Source organism: Brucella intermedia LMG 3301, assembly GCF_000182645.1.
GTDB classification, from domain to species: domain Bacteria; phylum Pseudomonadota; class Alphaproteobacteria; order Rhizobiales; family Rhizobiaceae; genus Brucella; species Brucella intermedia.
Window position 1 is genome coordinate 1343218 of sequence record NZ_ACQA01000002.1, and the last position, 25799, is coordinate 1369016.

Below are 25799 nucleotides of genomic sequence, written 5' to 3' on the forward strand. Positions count from 1 at the left end.
CGCACAAGCACTGCGTTTTGACGATAGCACTTACTCAGCCGCGACACCGATCCGCATACGCTCCATCTCTTCCAGAGCGCGGCGGTATTCAACCGGCATGACCTTCACGAATTTCGGGCGATAGCTCTCCCAATTGTCGAGAATGTCCTTCGCCCGCGTCGAGCCGGTGTAATGCAGGTGATTGGCGATCAGCTGCACGAGACGTTCCTCGTCATGATGGGTCATGTTGGCGGAAACGTCCACACGGCCCTTATGCATGAGGTCGCCACCATGGTGATGCAGCTTTTCGAGGATGTCGTCCTCTTCCGGCACAGGCTCGAGTTCAACCATCGCCATGTTGCAACGCTGGGCGAAATCGCCTTCCTCGTCGAGCACATAGGCGACACCGCCTGACATGCCCGCCGCGAAGTTGCGGCCGGTCTGCCCGATGACCACGACAACGCCGCCGGTCATATACTCGCAGCCATGGTCGCCCACACCTTCGACAACCGTCACCGCGCCAGAGTTTCGCACGGCAAAACGCTCGCCTGCCACGCCACGGAAATAGCACTCACCTTCAAGCGCACCATAGAGCACCGTATTGCCGACGATGATGGAATCTTCGGCAACGATACGCGTGTCTTCCGGCGGACGGATGACGATGCGACCGCCCGAAAGACCCTTGCCGACATAATCATTGCCGTCGCCGATCAGCTCGAACGAGATGCCGCGCGCCAAAAACGCGCCGAAGGACTGGCCAGCCGTACCGCGAAGCGTAACGGCGATGGTGTCTTCCGGCAGACCCTTGTGGCGGAAGCGTTTTGCCACCTCGCCGGAAAGCATAGCACCGGCAGAACGGTCAACATTCTTGATCTCCACGTCGATCTTCACCGGCTGGCGGTCTTCCAACGCTGGCATGGCCTCGGCAATCAGCTTACGATCGAGAACATCTTCAATCGGATGATGCTGACGCTCGGTCCAGTAGATCTCGTGCTTTTCGGCCTCAGGCTTGTAGAAGATGCGGCTGAAATCCAGCCCCTTGGCTTTCCAATGATCGATCATGGCCTGCTTTTCGAGCAGCTCCGTTTCGCCGATAATCTGTTCCAGCCTGGTGAAGCCCATTTCGGCCAAAAGCGCCCGCACCTCTTCCGCCAGATAGAAGAAGAAGTTGATGACATGTTCCGGCGTACCCTTGAAGCGCTTGCGCAGAACCGGATCCTGCGTGGCCACGCCCACCGGACAGGTGTTCAGATGGCACTTGCGCATCATGATGCAGCCAGCCGCAATCAGCGGTGCGGTCGAGAAACCGAACTCGTCGGCACCGAGCAGCGCGCCGATGATGACGTCGCGACCGGTACGCAAGCCGCCATCCACCTGCAATGCCACGCGGGAGCGAAGCCCGTTCAGCACCAGCGTCTGGTGGGTTTCGGCAAGGCCGATTTCCCAAGGGGAACCAGCATGTTTGAGCGAAGTGAGCGGCGAGGCACCCGTGCCGCCATCATATCCCGACACGGTGATATGGTCGGCGCGCGCCTTGGCGACGCCCGCGGCAACAGTTCCGACGCCTACTTCCGACACCAGCTTGACCGAAATATCAGCAGCCGGATTGACGTTCTTCAGGTCGTAGATCAGCTGCGCCAGATCTTCGATGGAGTAGATGTCGTGGTGCGGCGGCGGCGAAATGAGGCCGACACCCGGCGTCGAATGTCGGGTCTTGGCAATGGTCGCGTCGACCTTGTGACCCGGCAACTGACCGCCCTCACCGGGCTTGGCGCCCTGTGCGACCTTGATCTGGATCAGGTCGGAATTGACCAGATATTCCGTGGTCACACCGAAACGGCCCGATGCCACCTGCTTGATTGCGGAGCGTTCGGGGTTCGGCGTGCCGTCAGGCAGCGGATAGAAACGATCCGGCTCCTCACCGCCCTCACCCGTGTTCGACTTGCCGCCAATGGCATTCATCGCTCGGGCAAGTGTGGTATGCGCTTCCCGCGAGATGGAACCGAACGACATCGCGCCGGTGGAGAAGCGCTTGACGATTTCCGCCGCCGGTTCAACCTCATCGATGGAAACCGGCTTCAGACCGCGTTCTTCGGCGAAGCGGATATTGAACAGGCCGCGAATGGTCTTCGCCTGCGCCGACTTGGAGTCAAGCATGGAGGTATATTCGGTGAAGGTCTCCGGATTGGAGGTACGCACCGCATGCTGTAACCTTGCCACCGCATCCGGCGACCACAAATGCGCTTCGCCGCGCATGCGGTATGCATATTCACCGCCCACTTCCAGCGCGGTCAGCAGAACCGGATCATTGCCGAAGGCGTCGCGGTGGCGGCGTACGGTTTCTTCCGCGATTTCATCGAGGCCGACGCCTTCGATGCTCGTTGCCGTGCCGAAGAAGAATTTATCGACAAAGCTCGACTGCAAGCCCACCGCATCGAAAATCTGCGCGCCGCAATAGGACTGGTAGGTCGAGATGCCCATCTTGGACATGACCTTGAGCATGCCCTTGCCGATGGACTTGATGTAGCGCTTGACCACTTCATCTTCGTCCACCTCCGGCGGAAACTCGCGACGGCGGTGCATGTCCAGCAGCGTGTCGAAGGCGAGATAAGGATTGATCGCCTCCGCGCCATAACCGGCAAGACAGCAGAAATGATGGATTTCGCGCGGCTCGCCCGATTCAACCACAAGGCCGACCGAGGTACGCAGGCCCTTGCGGATCAGGTGATGGTGCACGGCTGCCGTTGCCAGAAGGGCGGGGATCGGAATGCGGTCCGGCCCGACCTGACGATCCGACAGGATGACGATGTTATAGCCGCCGTGGACGGCTGCTTCCGCGCGGTCGCAAAGGCGTTCGATTGCGCCATGCATGCCCGCAGCACCTTCGCCGACATTATAGGTGATGTCGAGCGTCTTGGTGTCGAAACGGTCTTCCGTGTGGCCGATGGAGCGGATTTTTTCCAGATCGCCATTGGTCAGGATCGGCTGGCGCACTTCCAGACGCTTGCGGCGCGACGTGCCGACAAGGTCGAAGATGTTGGGGCGCGGGCCGATGAAGGAGACCAGGCTCATCACCAGTTCTTCGCGGATCGGATCGATCGGCGGGTTGGTGACCTGCGCGAAGTTCTGCTTGAAATAGGTGTAGAGCAGCTTCGACTTGTCGGACATGGCCGAGATAGGCGTGTCCGTGCCCATCGAACCGATGGCTTCCTGACCGGTCGTGGCCATGGGAGCCATCAGTATCCGCGTGTCTTCCTGCGTGTAGCCGAAGCTCTGCTGGCGGTCGAGAAGGCTTACATCCTTGCGCAGCGCACGCGGTTCGACCGGGTTCAGCTCTTCCAGAATGAGCTGCGTATTGGCGAGCCACTGCTTGTAAGGATGCTTCTGCGCGATCTGCGACTTGATTTCCTCATCCGAGACGATGCGGCCTTCTTCCATATCGATGAGCAGCATACGGCCCGGCTGGAGACGCCACTTCTTGACGACCTTCTTTTCCTCGACCGGCAGCACGCCTGCCTCCGAAGCCAGAATGACGAAATCGTCGTCGGTGACGATATAGCGTGCGGGACGCAGGCCATTGCGGTCGAGCGTCGCGCCGATCTGGCGACCATCGGTGAAGGCAACGGCGGCGGGTCCGTCCCACGGCTCCATCAGTGCTGCGTGATATTCGTAGAATGCGCGACGCTCATCCGACATCAGCTTGTTGCCGGACCACGCTTCCGGGATCAGCATCATCATCGCATGGGCAAGGCTGTAGCCGCCCTGATGCAGGAATTCGAGCGCATTGTCGAAGCAGGCCGTATCCGACTGGCCTTCGTAGGAAATCGGCCACAGCTTGGAAATGTCGTTGCCGAACAGTTCCGAGTCGACCGAAGCCTGACGCGCCGCCATCCAGTTGACGTTGCCGCGCAGCGTGTTGATCTCGCCGTTATGCGCAACCATGCGGTATGGATGCGCCAGACGCCAGGATGGAAAAGTGTTGGTGGAGAAGCGCTGGTGCACCAGCGCCACCGCGCTTTCAAAACGGGGGTCCTTCAGATCCTGATAATAGGCGCCGACCTGATAGGCCAGGAACATGCCCTTGTAGACGACCGTGCGGGCCGACATGGACACGACATAGAAGCCCTTATCGTCGCCGTCGTTTTCCTGATAGATGCGGTTGGAAATGACCTTGCGCAGAACGAACAGGCGGCGCTCGAAATCGTCATCCGTCTCCAGCATCGGATTGCGTCCGATGAAGACCTGAACGTGAAAAGGTTCGGTTGCGGCAATGTCAGGCGCCTTGGAGAGCGATGAGTTGTCGACCGGAACCTCGCGGAAGCCGATGAAGGTCTGGCCTTCGGCAGCGATTACTTCCTTGACGATCTCTTCAATATGGGCGCGCAGTTGCGCATCGCGCGGCATGAACAGATAGCCCACGCCGTAGTGACCCGGCTGCGGCAGATCGATGCCCTGACGCGCCATTTCCTCGCGGAAGAAGCGATCTGGAATCTGCACCAGAATGCCAGCGCCATCGCCCATCAGCGGATCGGCACCGACCGCACCGCGATGGGTGAGGTTTTCCAGCATCTGGAGGCCGCTTTCCACGACCTGATGCGACTTCTTGCCCTTCATATGCGCAATGAAACCAACGCCGCACGCATCATGTTCATTGCGCGGATCATAAAGTCCTTGCGCTGCGGGCAAACCCGCCGCTTTCGTTTTTCGCGTCGTTCGGTTGGGAGCGGTCGTCGCAGCTTTGACCGTTCCGTTCTGTACGTTGTGAGAAACCACAGTCGATACAGATGGCGTCAAATGCGTCATCGTCATTCCCTCCGTTTGGCCCTCATCATGAGGTGCGCGATCAGTATATACCGAGATGGTGTGACAACCATCCCGCCGTTGCTTTGCATATAAAGGAAGCCTTATCGACAAGGCGTTGGACGAGGTTCCGGACGAGCGGCAAAGCCGATGCGAGGAACGATGTTTAGCGCCTTATTCTCATCAGGCTTGGACAGACGACACCCAGCCCGCCGGAACGGCGCACTCGAATTCCTCCTGTCGCGGTCGGGGCGCCTGTTACCGCCAGGCGATCTGCCTGCGGGTTCCGGCGCCTCTTTCTGAAACTTTCGGAGAGCGTTGCGTCGCTTCCGTTCGCATCAGCTTCTAATTGGACAGCATTGCTGTCCTAATTACGTATGACAGAATTCAAATTGCCTCACAAGATGGAAACGCAATTTTTCTCGGCAACTTCCGTAATAAAATATCAAAAGCGGTGATTTTGTGGGCTTTAAATTGCGTTTGGCGGCCATTGCGTCAGTTTGGTCTCACGCCGTTTTCGTCTTTGATGCCTAAAAAATAGGCAGCGTGGCGGCATTTTTATCACAAGCAGCCCCAACCGCTTTTGCAGAAGGTTGCGCGCTAACGGATACGCTCGAGCGCAGGAACCCAGTGAAATCGGCGCGTCGTGCTTTCCGAAAAGTGATTCCGATTCTCCAAACGATGCTGTAGACAGCCATAGACACGAGGGCTGGCGACAGCCTGATTGAACGCATCCGGAGGAACACGTGCATTTTGCGTCAGACAACTGGGCAGGTGCCCATCCGAAAATCGCCGAGAGCCTTTCATTGCATGCTGCGGGTTTTGCGGCAGCCTATGGCGCAAGTGAAATCGACAAGCGCGTCGAGCAACGGTTCAACGAACTGTTCGAGCGTGAAGTTGCCGTATTCTTTGTCGGAACCGGGACCGCCGCCAACTCGCTGGCGCTTGCCAGCGTCAACCGGCCCGGGGGTGTTTCGCTGGTACACCGCGAGGCGCATGTGATCGAGGATGAATGCGGCGCGCCGGAATATTTCACCGGCGGGGCCCGTCTGCATCCGATTGACGGCGCACATGGCCGCATCGACCCCGAGCTTCTCAAGCGCGAACTGAAGCGGTTCAATCCGGCCTTCGTTCACGCCGGGCAGCCCATGGCTGTCAGCATCACGCAGGCGACCGAAGTCGGCACACTCTACCAGCCCGAGCATATCGCCGCCATCTCCAAGATCTGCCGCGATGCAGGCCTGCCGCTGCACATGGACGGTGCACGCTTTGCCAATGCACTCGTTTCCCTGGACATGACGCCTGCCGAAATGACCTGGAAACAGGGTGTAGACATTGTTTCCTTCGGCGGCACGAAAAACGGTTGCTGGTGCGCCGAAGCTCTGGTCTTCATGGACCCTGCACGCGCCAGGGACCTGCCGTTCATCCGCAAGCGCGCAGCGCAGCTCTTTTCCAAGACCCGTTTCGTGGCCGCCCAATTCGATGCTTATCTGCAAGACAATCTCTGGCTGGAACTGGCGCGTCATTCAAACGCGCTCGCAACGCGCCTTGCCGGCCATATCAATGCGTCGAGCCAGATGCGCCTTGCCTGGAAACCGGAAGCCAACGAGGTGTTCGCCATCATGAAACAGTCGGTCTATGACCGCCTGCGCAATGCCGGAGCGATTTTCTACGACTGGAACCCGCCGCATTCGGAAGTAAACCGCATCAGCGACGGCGAGATTTTCGCCCGTTTCGTCACGAGCTTCGCCAATACGGAAGAAGACGTGGACCGCTTCGCCGAATTGATTGCCTGACGCCTTTCAATAAGCATGGAAACTAAAAAAGGCGGCGCTTTGAGCGCCGCCTTCTTCGTACTTTGCAGGGAATGCTTTAATGCGCGGTTTTCGCCTCGATCTGCTGGGCGCTTTCCGAGCCAGCCTTGGTGACTTCGATCTTGCGCGGCTTCATCTGCTCCGGGATTTCGCGCTTGAGATCAATGTGCAGGAGGCCATTCTTGAGGCTCGCACCGGCGACTTCCACGAAGTCGGCAAGCTGGAAACGGCGCTCGAAAGCACGTGAAGCAATACCGCGATAGAGAACTTCACCGATATCGGAAGCATTCTCGTCGGCCTTCTGACCCTTCACGGTCAACTGGTTGCGATGTGCTTCGATTTCGAGTTCGCTTTCGGAAAAGCCCGCAACCGCCATGGTGATGCGATAGGTGTTTTCACCCGTGCGCTCGATATTATACGGCGGATAGGACTGGTTACCTTCCGGCGAAGCGAGCGTATCAAGCATGGTGAAAAGGCGATCGAAACCGACCGTGGAACGATAAAGCGGGGAAAAATCTACGTGACGCATGTATTAGCCCTCCTTTAGAGCGACAAGATGCTTGTTCAGCATGATCTTTTCCAAACAGCGCCGGGGCTTGTCCGGGATCATGCAGGGCGGCGAAATTCCCTTATGGCGAATTCCTTGTTGCCGGCGGCCCCTTCCAGGCGACCGCAAAACTCATTTGGGAACGGTTCTTTTTCATTTCAAGACCAGTAGCGCGCGAAGATTCATGAAACACGGGCTGTCACGCTGCGTAATAACTCCTGATCGATAGGGGGCTACATTCTTGAGGATTCGCCGCACAATGAACCCAAAATGAACATCATCTTTGGCGAGCGTTCAGCCGCTTGGGGCTAATGTCCCACCATGCCTGCTGCAAAGCGGGTTCATCAAAGGATCACGGTTATGAAAAAAGCTGTTCTTGCTTTTGCCGCACTTGCCACCGTCGCGACCGGTTTTGCGACGCCCACACTCGCAGCCGACAGCGGCCTGCGCGTTCAGGTTCAGTATTACGATGATGACGGCTATCGCCCGCCGCGTCCTTATCCGGGTCCCCGTCCCGGTTGGGATGGTGGCCCGGACCGCCGCCCGGGCTGGGGCGATGACTACGGTCGCCGCGACATCATGAGCCCGCGCCGTATCGCGCGCTCGCTGGAACGCCGCGGCTATGATGTCGGCGATATGCGCCTTAATCGCGACACTTATTTCGTCCGCGCCACACGGCCAAATGGCCGTCGTGTCATCGTTATGGTCGACGCCTATTCAGGCCGCATCGTCGGCGAACGTCGTCCGGGCGGTTACTGATCTCTCTTCATGTTTCTGAACAGATCGGCTGGCGTAACGTCCCTTGCACCGGCTGTTCTTTGAACCGGAAGTTCGCTCTCGAACTTCCGGTTACTTTTTGTCATCAATTGCTCCATTATGCTGGCAGCGCATATCCCAACCGAACAGAAAGGCTCGCAATCGGATGTCGGAACTGCTTTTCGAAACCGATGCGAACCCCGTCCCGCATGGGATAAGAGCCGGACTGCTTGAAGCACATGGGGGCAGGACGTTGCGCTATGCCATCCTGAAAGCCGAGACAAGGCCGATGCGGGGAACGGTGGTCCTGCTGCAGGGGCGCAACGAGTTCATTGAAAAATACTTTGAAACCATGGCCGACCTGAGTGCTCGCGGTTTCACGGTCCTGACTTTCGACTGGCGCGGACAAGGCGGCTCGACCCGACTGCTGAAGGATCGCCAGCGTGGCTATGTCCGCAGTTTCGATGACTATTCCGACGATCTCGATCTAATCTTGAGCCAGATCGCTTTGCCTGACTGTCCGCCGCCCTTCTACGTCCTCGGTCACTCCGCAGGCGCGCTCGTGGCGCTCGCTTCAATGGGCAGGCTGACATCCCGTGTCAGCCGCATGGTGCTCTGTGCGCCCTTCATGGGGCTCGATGGTCAAAAACTCAGCGACGACAACGTACGCCGCATCGCCTCCGCCTTTCGATGGCTCGGCCTCGGGCGGGTTTATGCCTCCGGCGGACGCAGGCTTGCTTCCCGCCCCTTTGCAGGCAATCCGCTGACCAGCGACCCGGAGCGCTTCATGCGGAATATGGAAATTCCACGTCTTCACCCCGACCTTGCGCTTGGCGGTCCCACAGCCCGCTGGCTCTGGAGCGCGCTCGAAACATCGCGGCGGATCAACCAGCCGGATTTCTACGAAGGACCAACGGTGCCGGTTCTTATCGTCGCCGCCGGCGCGGATCGTGTGGTTTCCACGCCGGTGATCGAACGTTTTGTGGCGCGAACGCGCAATGTCTCACTGACGACGATTGCCGGCGCACGTCATGAAATGCTGCAGGAAGCCGATTTTTATCGGGAGCAGCTCTGGGCTGCCTTCGATGCCTTCATTCCCGGATCGTCGGAAGTCGAGACCATGCCGGAGACCATTGAACCCGTAGCCTCCGGTATTTAGCTAGCTGTTGAGCAGATCGAGCGCTGCCCTGTGCAGTTCGGGAGAAGCGGCGGCGACAATGTCACCGCCCTTTTCCGCCGGGCCACCATCGCGTTGCGTCACCACACCGCCCGCCTGTTCAATCAGCGGGATGAGGGCAACGATGTCATAGGGCTGCAAACCGGCCTCGACCACAATATCGGCAAAGCCGCTTGCCAGCATGGCGAAGGCATAACAATCGACCCCGTAACGCGACAGACGGACAGCATTTTCCAGCCGGTCGAAACCTCTGCGGTTGTCTCCCTTGAAGAGAGCAGGCGTCGTCGTGAACATCGTCGCATCGGCCAGGGCGGCGTTCTTGCGCACCGACAAACGGCGCGGCACATCTTCACCGCTGTGGCGGGCGAGATAGGCCCCATTGCCGTCGCTGTAGAAAAGTTCGCCGGTAAACGGCTGCGACATCATTCCCGCCCTGGCATCGCCGTCGACGGTGAGGCCCAGAAGCGTGCCCCACACCGGCAGGCCGGAAATGAAGGCGCGGGTTCCATCGATGGGATCGATAACCCAGACATGGCTGCGGTCGATATTCTCTGGTCCGTATTCCTCACCCAGAATGCCATGGTCGGGAAAAGCCTCGCCAATCACCGCCCGAATCGCACGCTCCGCCGCGCGGTCTGCTTCGGTCACCGGATCGAAACCAACGCTATATTTGTTGTCTATTTCCGTCAGCTGACGAAAACGCGGAAGCGTTTCAGCAGCCGCAGCAGCAGCCACTTCGGAAAAAAATGCCTTGTCGATCAGCAACCTCGAACTCCTGTTTCCAATGCATGGCGCGCGCTTGTGCAAACCTTGCTAATTTTGCCTATATAATGAGCATGACAAAATCAGCTCAAAAAATATGCTTGTTTTCTTGACGTTAGCGCCATTCAGACGTAACTTAAATTCCTGACAGGTTTTCCTGTCTATGCCTTTCGGGGCATTTCCTCCCTAGTCTTTGGCCGCGCTCGTATCGTTCGGGCGCGGTTCTTTTTATCTGCGAGAGGAGCTTAAAGGAACGGCTTATTCCGCCGCCAGAGGAGGCGCGACAAAGAGATCATCCGGCAGGGATGTCAGGTCGCTCAGAAATCCATAGAGATCGGCGCAGAGCGTTTCAAAACCGGCAAGCTTATGCAGGCTCTGTTCATTCACATAGAGGCTTCTGTTGATCTCGATCTGGAGAGCATGGCAAGCGGTAGCTGGTCGTCCATAATGCTCGGTGATAAAGCCACCTGCATAGGGCTTGTTGTGCGCAACCGTGTAACCCAGGTCCTGGAGGAGATCGATGGCAGCCTGCGTCAGCCTTTCGCTGCAAGAACGGCCGAAACGGTCGCCGACGATAAAATCCGGCCGTGACCCGACTTCACCGGGACGTGTGCCGCCCGGCATGGAGTGGCAGTCTATCAGCACCGCATAGCCAAAACGCTGGCGCGTGGATTGAAGCAAAGCATCAAGCGTCTGATGATAAGGCTTGTAGAGATCTTCAATGCGGTAAAATGCTTCCGCGAGGGAAATTCGGCCCGGATAAATCAACTGGCCCTCGCCGACCAGACGGGGCACCGTGCCAAGCCCACCAGCGACGCGCGCCGACTGGCTGTTCACGAAAGGCGGCAGCGGCTCGGCGAACATGCGCGGATCGAGCTCGTAGGCTTCACGATTCACATCCAGAAAAGCCCGCGGGAAATGCGCCTTGAGCAGGGGCGCCCCGAGCCGCACCGCCGAAGCAAACAAGTCATCGACGTAACAGTCTTCCGAATGGCGAATGCTCAAGGCATCCAGACGCGACGCTTCGATGAAGGAATGCGGGTAATAGCGTCCGCTATGCGGGGAATTAAAGACGAACGGAATGCGCTGTTCCGCCGGAGCGCATATCTCGAAGGGCGGTATCAGACTAAAATCGCGCTCCAAACTCATTCTTCACCCGTTCTCGACCGCAATAGTCAGGCCATTCGCCAACGATCCACGTTAATAACGTAACAAATTACGTCAGACAGCCCATGCGCGCAAATGGCCGGAAGACGAATCTTTCGAACCCTTCCCGGTGTCCATATGCGACAATCCTGTCACACTGAACAGCTTGTTGCCAAATACGCGCCATAACAATTAACATTCGTGCGAGCATTCATTCCATATTTACCAAAGAAGCGTTTTCTACGGTGGATATTGAGTCGTTAAGGGTCAGCTTTTGAGCGATGAACACGACACAGAATTCGGACGGAACAATGAAGAGAATCCTTCTAGCTGAAGATGACAATGATATGCGCCGCTTCCTCGTCAAGGCGCTGGAAAAAGCCGGTTATCACGTGACGCACTTCGACAATGGTGCGAGCGCCTATGAAAGATTGCAGGAAGAGCCCTTCTCGCTTCTGCTGACCGACATCGTCATGCCGGAAATGGATGGTATCGAACTGGCGCGTCGCGCGACAGAAATCGATCCTGACCTGAAGATCATGTTCATTACAGGCTTTGCCGCTGTCGCGCTCAATCCCGATTCGGACGCACCGCGTGACGCAAAGGTGCTCTCCAAGCCGTTCCACCTGCGCGATCTGGTGAATGAAATCGAAAAAATGCTGATCGCCGCCTGAGGCGATCCGGCGGATTTGCGGCCCTTTGTTTTGTCATCAACAAAAAGACGAAAAAACTTCATAAAAGGGCATTGACGGGCGCAACGCGATATGGTGTATGCGCCACATCGAATGGGCGTGTAGCTCAGCGGGAGAGCACTACGTTGACATCGTAGGGGTCACAGGTTCAATCCCTGTCACGCCCACCATTCGAACTCCAAACAAATCAATTGGTTATGGAAAAGTAGCGTTGCTGATATGTAGCGCACTTCAGGTTTGTCGAGCCTGAAATGAACCTATTGGTTATTCGACCAAATCCACACGCCCAATAGCTTCAACCCATGCCGCATGATGTGTTCGCCTCCATCAGGGAACGCTGTGGACCGCGCGGTATGCACCGCGAATGGGTGTTGGGGGCGCCAAGCCGCCCCTCGAGCTTCAAGGCCAATCAAAATTGGCGGATCGTCTCACGCACCTGTTCATCGATAAGATCCGCGACTTTCTGGGCGGCTTCGCGTTTTTCAACAGCCCGAGCGATACTCGTTTCGCTCTCTTCAAGAATTTTCAGATACTTGGTTTTCAAGTCGCTATTTTCAGGAACGGCACTGATGTTTTCGCGAATGCGCTCCTGCTCTCCGGCAAGGCGCTGAATATCTTCACTGGATTTTTCCAATTCCCTGTGCGCATCGACCTGCTTCCTGCGTGCCTCGGCAAGCTGTGCAAGCTTTTCCGCCACTCCCTTGTCGCTGGCGGACGACGACCAGCCCAGCAGAACGTCCGGTTCCGCATCAGCCAGTGTGTAGCTGTTACTTAGGAGCAGTTCGTCTACCGCAGTGACGGAAGCTTCGCCCCCCGCTTCGACATTTGTCTGCAACCGGTGATGTGTGGCAGTCCGACCGTTCTCTGCCTGCGACACAAACGACCAGCCCTCACGAACCGGATGTTCGATCACTATTGTCCGTTCACCATCCAGAGCACCCGAAATCGTATAGGTCGTGGTTTCCAGCAGTTTTTCTGTCGTGCGGATCGCCCCATCCACGACTTTGATATCCACGATCTTCTGCGTTGGCTTGCGATCCTCGGTTACGGTCACTTTCCGGTCCGTGGCAAAACTTGCCATCCGTATATCGCCCTTGGGCAAACCCGTGAGTTCGGCATCACCAATATAGCCTGCATTGGCATCATAAACGGTCAGGATACCGCCCGGCATGCTTGCGCCCGTCGAATTGCTGATCTTGATCGCCGCAATCGGATGGCGCAGCTTGCTTCCCGCGGTATAGACAGAAACCATCTGTGCCTCCACTGAGGCATCCGCAATAGGAACCGAGAGGGTATCGCCATTTGCCAGATCATAGCTGCCGGGCAAATCGAACGTGGCTGAAGTGTCGCTTTCGGTGGCAGTTGCGCCAGTCTCCGCCTCCCCTGTCCCACCCCCATAGTCCGCGGGAGCCGGCGCTACTGCCGCCTGCTCCGCTACAGTCTCCATGGTTGGCGCCATCATGGCTTTTTTATCGGAAGCGGCGCGCGTCCGAACTCGATTTAACAAGTTGCCTGTATCGGGTGCCGCCACATTATCCGACGCCGTGTTGACGACGACTTCTGACCGCTCTTTCCAGTAGAGCTGATGCAAGCGCTGTTTCAACGTAACGGGATCGGCCGAGGACAGCGCGATCTTCACACCTTTCCAATCTACTCCGCTGGCATTTTCAAGTATGGCCCACGCCTGAAGACGAGCCTTGGCGTCCTTGCCGACAACCACCCGATAGGCTGTCTTCCAGATCGGCGCGGCGATCACATAGTTAAGCCGGACTTCTTGTCCACCAGTTCCGGCAATATGCACATTAACGACACGTGCACCGTCATTCTTTGCGCGTCCCGTCGCCGCAACGGCGTCGGCCAGTTTCTGGCGCATTTCCGGATCTTCGACTGTCAACGCGGCATCGTCGCCAAGTTTGAGTGTGTCAATCCGGTCGTCCTTGCCAAGCACTGTCAGCAGTGCACGTTCAGCCGTTTTCTCGCTGTCGCGCGTTTCCACGCCAAGAACCTTGCCCGTCACTGTTTTTCCGCCACTCGTGACCGATACCACCGTACCTTGCATGGACGCGAGAAGTGCAGGCGCTGACGCTAAAGTTTCAGGCGTGAACGGCAGGCCCTTGAAAGTTTCCTCGAGAGGCCTTGGTCCGGCGAGCGATACCCGATCGATCGTTCCAGCGTTGCCATTCAAGACGAGGCTTTTCAGAACGTCGTCGACCTGGTCGAAAGGCACTTCGATCTGTATCGTTCCGTCAGCCGTTGGGACGGCTTTTCTGGAAATTTCCGCCAATCCGCCAGAGGACAGCCGGATCGCGTCGATCCCACCGCCATCACCCGCTACGGCGATACCGGAAAGTGCAGTACCAAGGAGCAGTGCGGCAGCCCCGGCTACATGGATGCGTTGGAACACTGTAGATCTCCTCAGAAAAGAATCAGCGTAGGGCCTTATCGTTTTCGGAATTTCGGTCAAAACTTCGGCTTCGTCGTGGCTTTTCAGCCATAGAGACGTTAATCATCCATTTGATCCTCGAACAGGAAGCCTGCACAGCCATCCACAAGTGTATTATGGAGGATGAGGAAGCAGTCAGCGAATGATCCCTCTCCGGCCCGGATACGACGGAAGGCGGGACGGCAACCTTGTTGGGTTATGCTTTCAGCATGATCGTGTGCACAGTCGCAGCCTGCACGGCATTTGGTGAATAGACCAGGGGACAATGGGCGCCCTCGTGCCAGCGGGGAAGAAGGTCCTTGTAATGGGGCGAGCCGGGCAAGCCAGACTGTCCCGGATTGTTGACGAACAGGCTGTTGTCCCATTCTCCCACATCGATCACCATCCGAACCGATGGGCCAGCCAGAACAGAAAAATCATTGAGGCGGTAATTGGCATAATTGAGGGTGGAGCTGCTACCGCCCAACTCCAAAGTCGCGAGGGACCAGTCCTCGTCCGTCAGGGATTGCAGGGGATGAGAGAGCTTGAGTCGATGAACACGGCCCCACGACCACTCGTCCGGCTTCTCTCCCATCAATGACACGCATTCTGCCCAGGCATCATCAAGACTTTGTGCAATATTCTTGTGGACCTCTCCTGCCGGCACCGCTTCTTCCAGCCATTCCACGATGCTGGGAGCATCGAACGGCATGAGCATCGGAATGATATGAGGCTCCGCGCCTTCCCTTCGGGCGACAAGCGGGCCGAGATGCTTGCTGAGCCAAACTTCAAACAAGGCGGCAGGAGCTGAATCTGCTGCCAGATTACCATCCCAGTTTCGAAGCAGTTGCCATGCGGCGGGCTCGCCCGTTACACCCATCGCTTTCAGGCATTTCAGAGCGCGCGTAGCAATGGGCGAAAAGGTCGAACATTGCAATCTCACGCAATCCTCAAGGGAAATCGGCGTTTCACGCGACAGTTCTCGATGCAGCGTGTCGTGCCTGCTGCTGTCGAGCCATTCATAGCCAATGGCCGGGCTTGCGGCAGCCCAGTCATCCGGCACGTTCATCGCATTGGCGGTCGCGATGAAACCACGCGCGGGATTGACTTCACACGGTCCTGCTTGCGGGAGCAGATAACCGTTCCATTCGTAGCGCCCATCACCGGGAACGGGTAGCAACCCATCCCAATTCTGACGTATGGGCGACGCACCGGAGGGTTTCCATGCAATCTTATTGGTCGTATCCGCGTAAATGTGATTGACGGACGGACAGCCCCATCCATTCAACGCTTTGACATATTCCGCATAGTTCCTTGCCTCCATGACGGAGAGGCTGGCCATGTAAGGTGCCATACCAGCATCCATCCAGACGGTTCGCAGTCCAAAAGCCCTATTGTTCACAGCATCCCGATAGATGACAGGGCCATGGCGGGTAAACTCCAGTGTCACTGACTGGTCTGGACAACCTTTTACTGGAATGGCTTCCGTAATGGTCGTGAGTTTTTCCCAACCATCCCGATACACATATCGTTCAGGATCATCTTCACGGGTCCGATAGACATAGATGTCTTCCTGATCCGCCCCGAAAATGGTGAGCCCGAAAGCGGCAGTCCCGTTATGACCCATCGATATTCCCGGCACCATCGGTTCGCCTGCGCCAATCACATCAAGGCCCGGCGCCGACAGATGCACTACGTAACGAATAGACGGCAAGACATGCGTCCGATGCGGATCAAGCGCCAGTATCGGGCGCGCTGTAGTGGTTTTCTCGGCTGAGATTGCCCAATTGTTTGAGCCTTCTTCGAAGGAAGCCCTGATGATCTCACCGGATGGTGTAACGGTCGTCCAGAGTGCTGCATCCTCAAGCGTGGCCGAAAGCCTGTCACGGGAGTATGTCGCCGGACTGACCGCAAGATTGAAATCACGCAAAACTCGATCCGTCATGATCGCCGGATCAAACCCATCGACCGGCTTCGACACAACGCCATGCGACAACTGCTTGCGCAATCCATCGAGCCTTGCGCCAAGCTCGCTTCCAACAGCGGCCATCACCTTTGACCGCAATAGTTCGGAAGATGCATTACGTGTCAGCGAGTGGGTGCGCACGCGCACCACATCTTCCGCCTTCCATCGGTCGGGGCGATGGCCAAGCAGCGTAAATTCCGGCGGAAGTGGTATCGAACCTGCATCGCAGGCATCGATATAGGTATTGATCCCATTGGCGAATGCGGAGCAGATTTCTTCCGCGTGAGCCCCGTAGGCTTTCCATTCGGGTGCCATATCGCCGCGATAGAGAAACAGCCGCGCCGCCCTGTCCTGTTCGAGATAGCCGGGGCCGAAATCACGTGCCAGCAGGCCGAGACCGCGCTTGCGCGCGATATCGATCTGCCAGAGGCGATCACGTGCGGCATTCCAGCCTTGCGCGAAGAAAAGATCATGAAAATTGTTCGCCTGAATATGGGCTACGCCCCACCGGTCGACCCTGATCGTGACGTCTTCCTTAAGACCTGGAACCTCATGGGCTGCAAGTCGCTTCTTGTCGCGCATGGCTGTATCCGTTTGTTCAGTTGAGCCGCAGAAACAAGCCCGCGTGGAGACGCGCCCGTTCTATGAGGCTGTCCTCGAAGATATGTTCACCCAGGGTATGAAGACCTTCCCCCCGAACGCCGATGGAATCGAGCGTCGGCACGCCAAGCGCGCCTGTGAAATTGCCGTCCGAACCACCGCCCGAACTCTGGGCCGTCATCGTGAACCCGATCTCCTTCGCAATATCATTGGCGAAGTTGAAGAGCTCCATATCTTGCGGCTGTCCGTGTTCCCAAACCGGGCGCGTGACGCCGCGCGTCACGATGAATTCCACATCGTCTTTCACGCCGGCAAGCGCCAAGATGCGAGAAACACCCTCTTCCAGATCCCGCTGGGTCTTGGCCATGCTGAGTGCTTCCGCCTTGCAGCTCGAAGATACGCAATTGACCCATTGTCCCGCATGAATGACACCGACCGAGAAGGTGCAGTCGTCTGTCGTCAGAGCTTCGATCTCCAGTATCTTTTCCGACATGCGGCGGATTGCAGAACGACCTTCCTTGAGCAACCAGCCAGCATGGCTCGGACGTCCTATCGTTTCGAGATTATAGCGCGCAATCGCGTAACGTCCCACGACGGCACCACCGTCGCGGCGCGCCGGCTCAGGGACAAGCACATATTTGTTTTTGAGTGCTTCCTGCTCAATCAGATCACGTGTGGAGGGCGTTCCGACCTCCTCGTCAGGGGTCAGCAGGAACGTCACAGGCAGCTTTGTCGTCAGTCCGGAACGGGCGATCTGGCGCATTGCCTCAAGGGCCACGAAATTGCCGCCCTTCATATCCTGGATGCCCGGCCCGTAAATCTTGCCGTCCTCGCGGCGATAGGGGTTCACATTGATGACGCCGAGCGGATGGACCGTATCGAGATGGCCGGAAACCAGAATGCCCGGCCTGCCTTGATCCGCATGGGGAAAACGGGCACGCAACGACCCGCCAAAGCCCATGCGGCCGGGTATGAATTCCACGCTCGCACCGGCAGCAGCAAAATCATAGGCCGCAGTGTCAACCAAGCGGTTCACGGCGGCCGCGTCGAAGGTCGGACTTTCTGTTTCGATCCATGGACGCAAGCGGGCAATCATCTCATTGAGATCGAACGGCAATTCATGCGCACTCATGCGGAAAGTTCCTTATTCACTGGCAAACGGGTTTCCACGATCCGGGCATAGATCGACGATCCGATGGGCAACGTCGCGGGATCGAGCGTAAAGGCAGGATTGTGGAGGGCGGCTTTGCCGCCGTGCAGCACATTGATGTAAGCACCGGGAACGCGGGCTAGCATGTCGGCGAAATCTTCGCTGCCCATGAAAGCGGGGCAATCCTCGGTCACGTTTTCCTCGCCCAGCACATCGCGTGCTGCAGCGATATAAGCGTCGGTTAATTCATGATCGTTGCGCAGAACATCAAACACGTTGCGGATATCGACATCGACAGTAATGCCGTAACCTGCAGCGATACCGGAACAGATCTCGCGCAGGCGGGTTTCGGCCAGATCGCAGACCCGCTTTTCGAAATAACGGATCGTGCCGGTGATCGTCGCGACTTCCGGCACGATGTTGTAGGCGCTGCCGGTATGGAATTGCGTGCAGGAGACGACACAGGCTTCCGTAGCTGGAATATTGCGGGAAACAATGGTCTGCAGTTGGCCCACGAGATCGGCACCAATCACCAGTACGTCACGCGCATTATGCGGCTGGGCCGCATGGCTGCCCTTGCCGGTCAGCTTGATGTCGAAGAAGCTGGCGCCCGCCATGGCTGCGCCCTTGCGAATCGCGGCTTTGCCCAGTGTTCCGAGGGGCTGATTGTGCATTCCATAGATTTCATCACAGGGAAATCGCTCGAAAAGCCCTTCCGAAATCATCCTGCGCGCTCCACCAAGGCCTTCTTCGGCTGGCTGGAAGACAAAAACCGCGCTGCCTTCGAAATTGCGCGTTGCCGCAAGATACTGTGCGGCGCCAAGCAGCATCGTCGTGTGTCCGTCATGGCCGCATGCATGCATGCGCCCCGGATTTTGCGAGCTGTAGGGGACGCCGGAAATCTCATCGATGGGCAATGCGTCCATATCGGCGCGCAAGCCGATACGGCGATTGCCACCATTGCGCCCCTTCAATATGCCGACGACGCCGGTCCCGGCGATGCCGATATGAACTTCATCGAAACCCCATCTTTCCAGCAGAGCGGCCACAACACCGGAAGCGTGCTTCTCCTCGAAGCCGATTTCGGGATGACGATGGAGATCTTCGAAAACCGCGCGCATCTCGCCGGCTTTCTCCTCAATAAACGGTATGATGGGCATGATTTCATTCCTGTTTGAAACTTTGAAGACCAGGGCTGCCACCTGCAGCCCTTCGATTAGGCTGCGGGACGTCCCGCGGCAAAATCCCAGAAGCGGCCCGGGGCGGCTTCGATCAACGAGCGCGTATAGTCGTGGGAAGGATTGCCGAGCACGTCCGCGGCGTTACCCTGCTCCACAACCTGACCGTGCTTCATTACCAGCACTTCATCGCAAATCTGTGCCGCAACACGCAGGTCATGCGTGATGAAAATAATCGCGATACCGGTATCCTTCTGCAATTCAGCCAGAAGATCGAGAACCTGCGCCTGCACGGACACATCGAGCGCAGACACGGCTTCATCAGCGACGAGAATGTCCGGGCGAAGAGCGACGGCGCGCGCAATCGCGATGCGCTGGCGCTGCCCGCCCGAAAACTGATGCGGATATCTCTTCAGCGCATCTTCCGGCAATGAAACGATCTTGAGCAGACGCCTCGCTTCAGTGACCGCATCCTCATAGGGAACGCCATAGTTCAGCGGCCCTTCGGTCAGGCTCTGTTCGATGGTCCAACGAGGATTGAGCGAGCGAAACGGGTCCTGAAAGACTACCTGAAGTTTTTTTCGGAACGGCTTCATGTCGCGTTTTCCAAGGTGGGCAATGTCGCGTCCGCCCACGACGATTTCTCCCTCCGTCGGCTCGATCAGACGCATGATCGAACGCGCCACGGTGGTTTTGCCTGAACCCGATTCGCCAACAATGCCCAGCGTTCGCCCCGGCTGGAGATCGAAGCTGACCGCGCGCGATGCCTCGACGCCTGGCTTCCTGCTGAAAAGCCCGCCGCTTCGATAAGTCATACCGAGATCACGCACCCGGATGACGGCTTCCCGCTCTTCCTGTCCGCGTGCAGGGCGAGGGATGAGACTTGGAACGGAGCCAAGCAGATCCTTCGTGTATTGCTGTTGAGGTTCAGACAAAACCTGACGAATAGTGCCACGCTCCACGATTTCGCCGCTGCGCATGACGCAGACCCGGTCCGCGATTTCGGCAACGACGCCCATATCATGCGTGATGAACAGCACCGCTGTTCCGTGCTTTTCCTGTAGTTCGGCGATCAGGGACAGAATCTGCTTCTGTGTCGTTACGTCGAGCGCTGTGGTCGGCTCATCTGCAATCAGAACCACGGGCTCCAGGATAAGCGCCATGGCAATCATGATGCGCTGGCGCTGGCCGCCCGACAACTGATGCGGATAGCTTTGGTAGATGCGTTCCACGTCCGGCAGATGGACCTGCTCCATGATATTGATGACTTTGGCACGCTTGGCGGCAGCCGAAAGCCCGGTATGGATATCCAGAACTTCCGTGATCTGCTCTCCGACCCGCATCACAGGATTGAGCGCGGTCATCGGCTCCTGAAAGATCATCGAGATGCGCGTGGCACGCATCTGCTTCATATCAGCCGGCGATAGTTGCAGCAGGTCCCGCCCGTCGAGGCGGATTACACCACCCGTCACGCGCAGTGCATTTTGCGGCAAAAGCCCCATGGCCGTGAGGGATGTGACGGATTTTCCCGAACCCGATTCACCTACCAGACAGACGGTTTCGCCTTTTCGAATATCGAAGCTCACGCCACGAAGTACAGGCGTGCCTGCGGGAAGTGCCACGGCAAGATTATCCACTTCCAAAACGACAGGTTCTGCCGAAAAGTCACGATTTCGCAGTTCCATGTCAGCCCTCCCGCTTTTTCAGGCGCGGATCGAGTGTGTCGCGTGCCGCATCGCCCAGAAGGTTGATAGAAAGGACGCATAGCGTCAGCAAAAGTCCCGGCCAGAGCACGATCGACGGCTTGATGCGAAAGAACTGGCGCCCTTCCGCCATGATGTTCCCCCAGGTCGGTATCTCGGTGCTGATGCCAGCTCCAAGGAAGGAAAGGATTGCTTCGGTAAGGATCGCCGATGCAACGATATATGTGCCCTGCACGATCAGCGGTGCCATTGTGTTCGGCAGAAGATGTCGGAACAGGATTTTCGGCGTGCTGGAACCGAGCGCCAAGGCGGCCTCGACATAAGGCTCCTCTCTGGCACTGAGAATGACTGAACGGACCAAACGCACCACCCGGGGAATTTCCGGAATGGTGATCGCCACGATCACCGAACCAATGGAGGGCCCATTAAGCGCGACCAGCGCAATGGCGATCAGGATCGAGGGCATCGCCATCAGCGCATCCATCATACGCATGATGATTGCATCAGCAGTACGGAAGAATCCGGCGATGAGACCGATGAATACACCGACCATTATCGAGGAAGCCGCCGCGAAAAGCCCGATGAGGAGGGAAATGCGCCCCCCGAGGATCATACGCGAGAAAAGGTCCCGACCGTAATTGTCCGTGCCAAGCAGATATTCGTCTGAAGGTGGCTTGAGACGCATCATCGGGTTCATGGCCAGCGGATCATGGGGTGCGATCCACGGAGAGATCAGGGTGAGAATAATGATTGCGGCGAGAAGCAAGGCAGCAATCAGCGGTCCGATGCCAACGCGGGCGACGCGCGGCAGCGAAAACAGGCGAAGCATCCAGTGCATGCCAGCCGATGTCGATTCTGTGCACATCAATAACGAATCCTCGGGTCGAACAATGTGTATGAGAGATCGATCAGCAGATTGACGAACACATAGAGTGCACTCGTCAGCAGGATCATGGCCTGAATTACCGGATAATCGCGGGCAAGCACCGCATCGACCGTCAGGCGGCCGATACCGGGTATGTTGAAGATGCTTTCCGTGACCACGACGCCGGAGATCAGCAGCGCGAAGCCCGTCCCCACAATGGTAACGACAGGCACGGCCGCATTCTTCAAAGCATGCACGAACAGAAGACGGCGATCACTGACACCTTTGGCACGCGCGGTCCGGATATAATCCTCGCCCAGCACGTCCAGCATCCCCGCACGGGTCATGCGGGCGATAAGAGCGATATAGATGGAAGCCAGTGTCAGCGCAGGCAGGATGGCCCGTTCCATGAAGGCGCCCAAACCCGCCGAGATCGGTTTGAACCCCTGTACCGGCAGCCAGCCCAGATTGACGGAAAAGACCAGCAACAGCACATAGCCGACCAGAAAAACCGGGACGGAGAAGCCGAGAACGGAAAAGCTCATTACCAGATAGTCGATCCATGAGCGGTGCCGCCATGCAGCAAGTACACCCATCGGTATCGCAACAAGGATCGCAATGATGATGGTCAGGACAGCGATCGAAATCGTCGGTCCGATGCGCTGTGAAACCATATCAAGAACAGGCACGCCCGAAATCAACGAAACACCAAGATCTCCCTGAAAGATCTTCCCCATCCATGTGAAATATTGCGTCAGAATCGGTTCATTAAGGCCCATGGCCTCACGAATACGCTCCAATTGCTCCGTCGTCGCGGCATCCCCCGCGAGAATTGCAGCCGGATCGCCCGGCGTCAGTCTCAGGAGGAGGAATACGAAAATCGATACCAGCAACAACACCGGCACCAGCGCAAAAATGCGTTTTATGAGATAGACAGCCATATGCACGCCCCGCGTGATGCGGAACCGGCTGAAAAAACCGGCTCCGCGGTGGACTGGGAGTTATCGCGCCCAAAACAGATGGGTAAGATAACGGCGGGCAAAGTTACTCTTCGTTCTTCTTCACGTTCCAGAAGACCGGCACGGGCGAACCAAGCATCTCAACGATATTGGCACGACGTCCCTGAGGCGGGTTGTATTCGCCGAGCGGGATGTAGAGCACATTCTCAAGCGTGTGCGCCTGGATCTTCTCGACCACAGCTTTCTGATCTTCAGGCGTCTGGGCTGAAATATATTCTTTCTTCAGCGCTTCGATCTTGTCATCCTGCGGCCAGCCGAACCAGCCTTGATCGCCACGGCCATTCATCATGACCGAGTTCAGCGGCGTCCAGATTTCCGGTATCTGCCAGTTCGTGAAGAAGATATTCCATCCACCCTTGGACGGTTCGTCCTTGGACGCACGACGGCCGACCAGCGTTTGCCAATCCATCGGCTGCATGTCGACGTTAAACCCGGCGGCTCTCAGCTGTTGTGCGGCAACAACGGGCTGCGGCGACAGGCTGGTAACATCCGTCGGCTGCATCAGCACAACCGGCTTGCCGTCATAGCCCGCCTTCTGCAACAGCGCCTTCGCTTCTTCGATATTGCCCTGCCCTGTGATGCTCTCGGAGCCGACATTAGTGGCATTGGGCGTTCCGCAACCAAAAATCGCCCCACAAACCTTGTAATAGTTCGGATCAGCCATCAGAGCGGCAAGCACCGGCTCCTGCGACATGGCGAGAAAAGCTGCCCGGCGGATATCGGGATTGTCGAAAGGCGGATGCTTGAAGTTGAGACGGCCCATCGTTTGGTATCCCAACGGATCTCGCTGCTCCAGCACAACACTATCGTCACCTTCGAGCAATGGAACGAGATCAACCGGTACCTGCTCGATATAGTCGATCTCGCCGCTGGTCAGGGCATTTACGGCTGTCTGCGCATCGGTCATCGTCACCCAGCGAACCTTGTCGACATTGACGACCTTGCCGCCAGCCATCCAGTTTGCTGGTTCCTTACGCGGAACATAATCCTCATTCTTGACGTAGCTCACGCCGACGCCGGGCTGGAACTCACCCGGCACGAATTTGAACGGCCCAGAACCTATATGTTCGGTGATGGCTGTATCGGCGGGCGTCGCCGCGATACGCGCGGGCATGATGAAAGGAGGCAGTGCCGCCTGCTTGGCAAGTGTATCGAGGAAGGGCGCGAACGGCTCTTTCAGGGTCCACACAAGGGTTTTGTCATCGGTCGCCTTAAGCGAATCTGTGATGTCCATGATAAGCTGGCCACCAGCATCGCGCTTGGACCAGCGTTCCAGTGAAGCCACGGCATCAGCAGCCGTGACGGGCGCTCCATCGTGGAATTTCAGACCGTCGCGCAGCGTGAAAGTATAGACCTTCTTGTCGTCTGAAACGGTCCAGTCGGCCATCTGCGGCTGAGGCTTGAAGTTCTCGTCTACGGCGATCAACACGTCATAGATCATATAGGCATGATCGCGGGTGATATGCGCAGTCGTGATTATCGGATCGAGGATGCGCAAATCCGAATGCATTACGGCAGTGAGTGTGGTTTCCGCCCATGCGTTGCCAGCGCCCAGAGCAAACAGGGAAGCGGCAAGGCCAAATTTAAGCCTGCGAAGAACGGGGCCAGGTTCAGGAGATTTGAAAAACTGCATCTGCTTGGGTTCCTCTGAAGGTTGTTTTTGTTTTTATTTGAATTCCAGTCCGAGCGGCTCCAGCCGTATGCCCGAACGCAAATTTTTCCATGATAGTCTGGCCGGGCTGAGCGGCATCGCGCCCGGTGCGGTGCAGACCAGGAGTTGTTCGGCAATGGGTGCAAAGTCTGCACGAAAATGTACCGAGCTCTTATTGACGAGAATGGCTTCCTTTTCCGGCTCGATACCCACCATGCGATAAAGCGCACGATCCGCCATCTGGGCGAGATTGGTGGTGACGACGATCCGTGTGCCGCCCACACGCAGGCATGCTGACGGCCCCATGTTCAGCCAGGTTCCACCGTAGTAGGGTCCTGTCGCATGAGCCTTGCCGTCCGAAAGCTTTTCCACGGTAAACAGGGCCTTGAACGGCGCGTCGCCCTCAATCCCCGACTTGCCGCCGAGCGCGATTTCCACCGCCGCTCCCTCTCCGGCCTGATGTGCAATCCTTGCCGCTTCCGGGTCGTGAATGCACCCGATGGAAGCCCGCTCCGCACCACAGGCCACGAGTGCACGAAGCATCCCGGTCGTATCGGAACTGCCACCTGCTCCCGGATTATCCTGAGTATCTGCGATGATGATCGGTCGGCGTGCGTCTCGCGCCAGCTCAATCGCCTTCGCCACTCCCTCCTCTGGCTGATAAGCCGTGCCCGCAAAGGAGGGTTCGGCAGCGGCCAATGCGGCAATGATCGCGTTTGCGTGGGCCTCAACGGCCGTCCGATCCCAACCATAGGCGAAAACGGACGGACCGCATTCGGCAAAGTCTGCTGCCGGAAAGCCCATGAACAAGGATGCCGTCAACACATTCTCAGGCAGCTCCGCCGTCAGGGCATAAAGGCCTTTAGCCGGCTCCTCATCCGTGCATTGCCAGGCAATCGGGATTAGGTAATCACCCTGCCGCATCGCCTTGTGCCAGCCCTTCGGCTTGTCCATCAAGGCTTGCAACGCTTGTGCCGCCCGGTAGCCGGTTTCGGCCATATCAACATGAGGATAGGTACGAAAACCTACCATCACGTCGCAGTGTTCGAACATCCTTCGCGTGATATTTCCGTGGAGGTCGAGGGCGACAGCTATCGGTTCGGTCGGGCGAACCGCCCGCACACGCTCAAGCAGCTCCCCCTCGCCATCGTCGACATGCGCGGCGACCATAGCACCATGCAAGTCGATGAATATCCCGTCGAGGCGGCCGCAATCCCTGAGCCCTTCGACAATTTCTGAAACGATAGTTTCATAGGCATCCCGGGTGACCGGGGCGGACGGAATAGCACCGGCCCACAAAATGGGAACGACTTCCCACCCGGCTTCGCGAGCGAAATCCAGCGCACCGGCAATGCCAAGATTTACATTCCGCGCATTTTGAAGAACCGCCTCGCCGCGAGAGAGCGGAATATATCCGCCCCCCTGGACAAACGCCGCCATATCGGCTGGCGCCGAGGCGAAGGTGTTCGTTTCATGCAAGAAGCCAGCCACAGCCACGCGCTTGAGCACGAGCATACTCCCATATACCGATTTTATCCCCAGAGCGAAAGTGTGTATCTGTCAGCGATACAT

17 protein-coding genes and 1 tRNA gene are annotated in these 25799 nt (G+C 57.5%); 5 read left to right on the plus strand and 13 right to left on the minus strand.

The window, feature by feature from the left end:
• Window positions 1-30: 30 nt before the first annotated feature.
• Complete coding sequence (gene gltB, locus OINT_RS18775; protein ID WP_006473192.1) at window positions 31-4782, minus strand: glutamate synthase large subunit; 4752 nt, start codon at window positions 4780-4782, stop codon at window positions 31-33.
• Window positions 4783-5525: 743 nt separating this feature from the next.
• On the opposite strand from gltB, the gene OINT_RS18780 reads away from it, so the two are divergent.
• A complete protein-coding gene (locus tag OINT_RS18780) occupies window positions 5526-6575 on the plus strand; it encodes a threonine aldolase family protein (RefSeq protein WP_006469488.1) in 1050 nt (349 codons plus the stop codon).
• 76 nt (window positions 6576-6651) lie between these two features.
• Here OINT_RS18780 and OINT_RS18785 read toward each other — a convergent pair whose 3' ends face one another.
• Window positions 6652-7122 (minus strand): Hsp20 family protein, encoded by a 471-nt coding sequence (locus OINT_RS18785; RefSeq protein WP_006469490.1) that lies wholly within the window; start codon window positions 7120-7122, stop codon window positions 6652-6654.
• Window positions 7123-7500: 378 nt separating this feature from the next.
• Between OINT_RS18785 and OINT_RS18790 the strand changes: the two genes are divergently transcribed.
• Both OINT_RS18790 and OINT_RS18795 read left to right on the plus strand, forming a co-directional pair.
• Window positions 7501-7899 carry a hypothetical protein gene (locus OINT_RS18790; RefSeq protein WP_006473193.1) on the plus strand — a complete coding sequence of 133 codons (399 nt, stop codon included), beginning with the start codon at window positions 7501-7503 and terminating at the stop codon, window positions 7897-7899.
• Between the two features lie 163 nt (window positions 7900-8062).
• Window positions 8063-9055, plus strand: a complete 993-nt coding sequence (locus OINT_RS18795; protein ID WP_006473194.1) for an alpha/beta fold hydrolase — start codon at window positions 8063-8065, stop codon at window positions 9053-9055.
• Here the strand turns inward: OINT_RS18795 and hisN are convergent, their stop codons facing one another.
• Both hisN and OINT_RS18805 read right to left on the minus strand, forming a co-directional pair.
• Window positions 9056-9838, minus strand: coding sequence for a histidinol-phosphatase (hisN, locus tag OINT_RS18800; RefSeq protein WP_006473195.1), 783 nt, complete (start codon window positions 9836-9838; stop codon window positions 9056-9058).
• A gap of 255 nt (window positions 9839-10093) precedes the next feature.
• On the minus strand, window positions 10094-10984 hold the full coding sequence (locus OINT_RS18805; RefSeq protein WP_006469494.1) for an N-formylglutamate amidohydrolase: 891 nt from the start codon (window positions 10982-10984) through the stop codon (window positions 10094-10096).
• Between the two features lie 308 nt (window positions 10985-11292).
• On the opposite strand from OINT_RS18805, the gene cpdR reads away from it, so the two are divergent.
• Both cpdR and OINT_RS18815 read left to right on the plus strand, forming a co-directional pair.
• Window positions 11293-11655, plus strand: coding sequence for a cell cycle two-component system response regulator CpdR (gene cpdR, locus OINT_RS18810; protein WP_002966536.1), 363 nt, complete (start codon window positions 11293-11295; stop codon window positions 11653-11655).
• Between the two features lie 113 nt (window positions 11656-11768).
• A tRNA-Val gene (locus OINT_RS18815) sits at window positions 11769-11843 on the plus strand.
• Between the two features lie 239 nt (window positions 11844-12082).
• Here the strand turns inward: OINT_RS18815 and OINT_RS18820 are convergent.
• The 9 genes from OINT_RS18820 to OINT_RS18860 form a co-directional block, all read right to left on the minus strand.
• A complete protein-coding gene (locus tag OINT_RS18820; protein WP_050791030.1) occupies window positions 12083-14077 on the minus strand; it encodes a DUF4139 domain-containing protein in 1995 nt (664 codons plus the stop codon).
• A gap of 235 nt (window positions 14078-14312) precedes the next feature.
• Window positions 14313-16643 carry a penicillin acylase family protein gene (locus OINT_RS18825; RefSeq protein ID WP_006469497.1) on the minus strand — a complete coding sequence of 777 codons (2331 nt, stop codon included), beginning with the start codon at window positions 16641-16643 and terminating at the stop codon, window positions 14313-14315.
• A 16-nt stretch (window positions 16644-16659) separates the two neighbouring features.
• Window positions 16660-17793 carry a M20/M25/M40 family metallo-hydrolase gene (locus tag OINT_RS18830; protein WP_006469498.1) on the minus strand — a complete coding sequence of 378 codons (1134 nt, stop codon included), beginning with the start codon at window positions 17791-17793 and terminating at the stop codon, window positions 16660-16662.
• Entirely contained in the window at window positions 17790-18971 is a 1182-nt protein-coding gene (locus OINT_RS18835) for a M20 aminoacylase family protein (RefSeq protein WP_036565989.1), read from the minus strand. Before OINT_RS18835 ends, OINT_RS18830 begins: the two co-directional genes overlap by 4 nt.
• Before the next feature lie 56 nt (window positions 18972-19027).
• Window positions 19028-20674, minus strand: coding sequence for an ABC transporter ATP-binding protein (locus OINT_RS18840; protein ID WP_006469500.1), 1647 nt, complete (start codon window positions 20672-20674; stop codon window positions 19028-19030).
• A 1-nt stretch (window position 20675) separates the two neighbouring features.
• Entirely contained in the window at window positions 20676-21521 is an 846-nt protein-coding gene (locus OINT_RS18845) for an ABC transporter permease (RefSeq protein WP_376780813.1), read from the minus strand.
• A gap of 35 nt (window positions 21522-21556) precedes the next feature.
• Window positions 21557-22498 (minus strand): ABC transporter permease, encoded by a 942-nt coding sequence (locus tag OINT_RS18850; RefSeq protein ID WP_006473197.1) that lies wholly within the window; start codon window positions 22496-22498, stop codon window positions 21557-21559.
• A gap of 103 nt (window positions 22499-22601) precedes the next feature.
• Window positions 22602-24209, minus strand: coding sequence for an ABC transporter substrate-binding protein (locus OINT_RS18855; protein ID WP_006469503.1), 1608 nt, complete (start codon window positions 24207-24209; stop codon window positions 22602-22604).
• 33 nt (window positions 24210-24242) lie between these two features.
• A complete protein-coding gene (locus tag OINT_RS18860) occupies window positions 24243-25742 on the minus strand; it encodes a M81 family metallopeptidase (RefSeq protein ID WP_006469504.1) in 1500 nt (499 codons plus the stop codon).
• Window positions 25743-25799 lie beyond the last annotated feature (57 nt).